Here is a 2,471-nt window from a genome sequence, read left to right on the forward strand (position 1 = left end):
CCCCACCAGTTTCAACTGGCCGGCCACAGACGATGTCAGGCTCTGGGCATCAGTACCGCTCAGTTTTTGTGCTTTGAGCTGGAGCTGTGCGACATCGGAGGTCGTCAACTCCGGCACCTGCAGGCTGTCCATGGAGAGAACAAACTGCACGTTCTGAACGGTAACAGCCAGGGGCTTGCTGATACCGGTTATTTTAGACAACTGGTCCGTCGACAGGGCCAGAGTCGTCTGGTCTGGACCCGCCTGCAGGACAACCTGTCCGGCAGAACCTGCGCTCTGGATGGCCGCATTCAGGACGGAGTCGCTCACAGGAGCAGGTAGATTTACCACCGGACTGTTCCCGCTCGAAGCCTGCCTGACCAGGTCGTCCCACTTGGGAGGCTGCTGCTCCATGCTCTTGCTGTAATACCAGACGATCCTGTCGCCATCTTTAAGGTTATATTTTTCAGGTCCCGAAAGACCATCAGTAGAATCGTTCACCGCGTACATCCAGCCAGCCATCCCGCTGTTGGCCACCCCGGCAATCTGGTCCACCAGGACGCCCCAGGACCAGTTTGAGGTGTGGTAGGGAATACCGGAGGCATCCAGGACGCCCAGGGCGGTCAGCCCCCACTTATCGTCTTTGGGGACCGTGACATAAGAGGGGCCGAACAGGAGCTCGCCGTTCATCCCCACCACGGCCAGGCCGGCAGACTTCGTGGTCACCGCAGTCCCCCCGCTCAGGGAGCTCACGGTCAGGACGGCCGAAGCCGTAAGCCCGTTGTAAACGGCCCTGACCACCGTCCGGCCGGCGTTTGTCGCCTTGACCTGCCCCTTGTAAACACTGTCGTCGACGCTGGCAATACTGCTGTCGGCTACGGACCAGGCCGCCCACTGCGTTACGTCAGACGGGCCGTAAGCGTCCTCCCAGACGGCTTTAAATTGCTGTTGAGTGCCTGGAGTTACATTTATACTGGAAGGATCAAGGTAAAAACGCCATACTGTAGGCTGTAAGCCCAGCAAATTACAGGCATTGAGTACCCAGATGGCATCCATGGCGTTCTTTGAAGTGCCAAGACTACCGTCCGGATTGAGAACATTATTCATCAGATAATCAACAACCGTTTTCCCGTCATTAGATTTCCATTCAGCAGGATCGCTTCCCAGCGCCTTTAAGGTCATAACCACTTCGGCAGTATCAATAGCCGGGTCGTCCATGCCAGCCGCAAAGCTGCCGTCGGCCTGTTGCTGTTTCTGCATCCAGGCCAGGCCATCTTCAATGGCGGCCTGAATATCAGCGTCATTCCCATTCGGGTCCAGGTAGTGCAACACCCTTACCGCCTGGGCCGTGGTCATAAAATCAGGATAATAAGTACCCTCATAAGTGTAACCCCAAGTTCCATAGGCACTATCATTGACACTTGTATTCCGGGTTCCTAAAATGTATTCTCTGGCATAGGCTGTATTGAGAACGCTCAACTGACCCGCCCGGACCATGAGGTCGAAGGCCTGCATATTGCTGAAGATACTGTAGTCAAAGCCGTTTTCCGTCTGCCGGTTTTTTAAAATATCCACAAGCTGGCCGGCCAGGTCACCCCTTCCCAGCGCCTGCACGGCCAGGAGGTCCTGGGCCAGGATGTTGGCCGGAGTCGAGGCATTTTGCAGATCGTTATAAACAGCATTTACGACCGCATCTTCGTACTTCACACCGTTATATACCCAGCCGCTTACATCGACACCGGCCTGTTTCAAGACATAAAGAGCGTAGGAACCCACCCCATATCCTGAATTGTCGATTCCCTTCTGCACGTACTCGTTGTACAGGAACTGCACTGCATTGTTGGCCGGTGAGCCGGTTACCTCGCCAGCACCGGCATTTACTGCGGGTACCAGCAGGGTTGCGGCCATGACCAGTACCAGCAGCAAACTGAGTTTCTTCCACAACCTCTTCCGGTTAGACAACGTTCCGTCCCCCTCTACTGTTTCGCTCACGGGTATGCACAGTAACCGCCCCGGCGGCAGCTGTTCCTTCCTCCGGCCACCCGCCGGAACAACCGCCGCCAGCCAATATCAAGGTCCTTTCCTCAAGTTCAGTTCACGTCCGCCAGGCGCAAAAGCATGGCCGCCGCTTCGGCCCTGGTCACCATTTTACCCGCCCGGAAGGTACGGTCCGGATAACCGCCGGCCACTCCTTTAGCGTAAGCCACCCCCACGGCCTCTTTCGCCCAGGCAGGAATTTCCGCCGCGTCGGCAAAGTCCAGGACCTTCGGCACCACCTCACCGCATTTCTTTTTAATGACCCGGGCCATAAGGGCAGCCAGTTCGGCCCGGCTCACCGGTTCTTCTCCTTTAAACACAAGGCTGCCGTCCGGCTGCGGGTAGCCCGAGACGAGGCCCTCCCTTAAAGCCACGGCCACGGCTTCCCGGGCCCACTGTGGAACATCCCGGCCGTCCTTGAACTTCTGGTCGAGCATAAGCAGGTCCTGACGTGA

Annotated in this window: 2 protein-coding genes; both read right to left on the minus strand. The window is 57.0% G+C overall.

Annotation, left to right across the window (positions count from 1 at the left end; genetic code table 11):
- A partial coding sequence (locus ACPLUI_RS13830; protein WP_424660829.1) for a DUF4430 domain-containing protein occupies positions 1–1,941 on the minus strand: 1,941 nt, incomplete at its 3' end.
- Positions 1,942–2,069: 128 nt separating this feature from the next.
- The coding region (locus tag ACPLUI_RS13835; RefSeq protein ID WP_424660830.1) for an S-layer homology domain-containing protein at positions 2,070–2,471 on the minus strand (402 nt) is incomplete at its 5' end.

Source organism: Desulfofundulus sp. (assembly GCF_049701015.1).
In the GTDB taxonomy this organism is placed as follows: Bacteria; Bacillota; Desulfotomaculia; order Desulfotomaculales; family Desulfovirgulaceae; genus Desulfofundulus.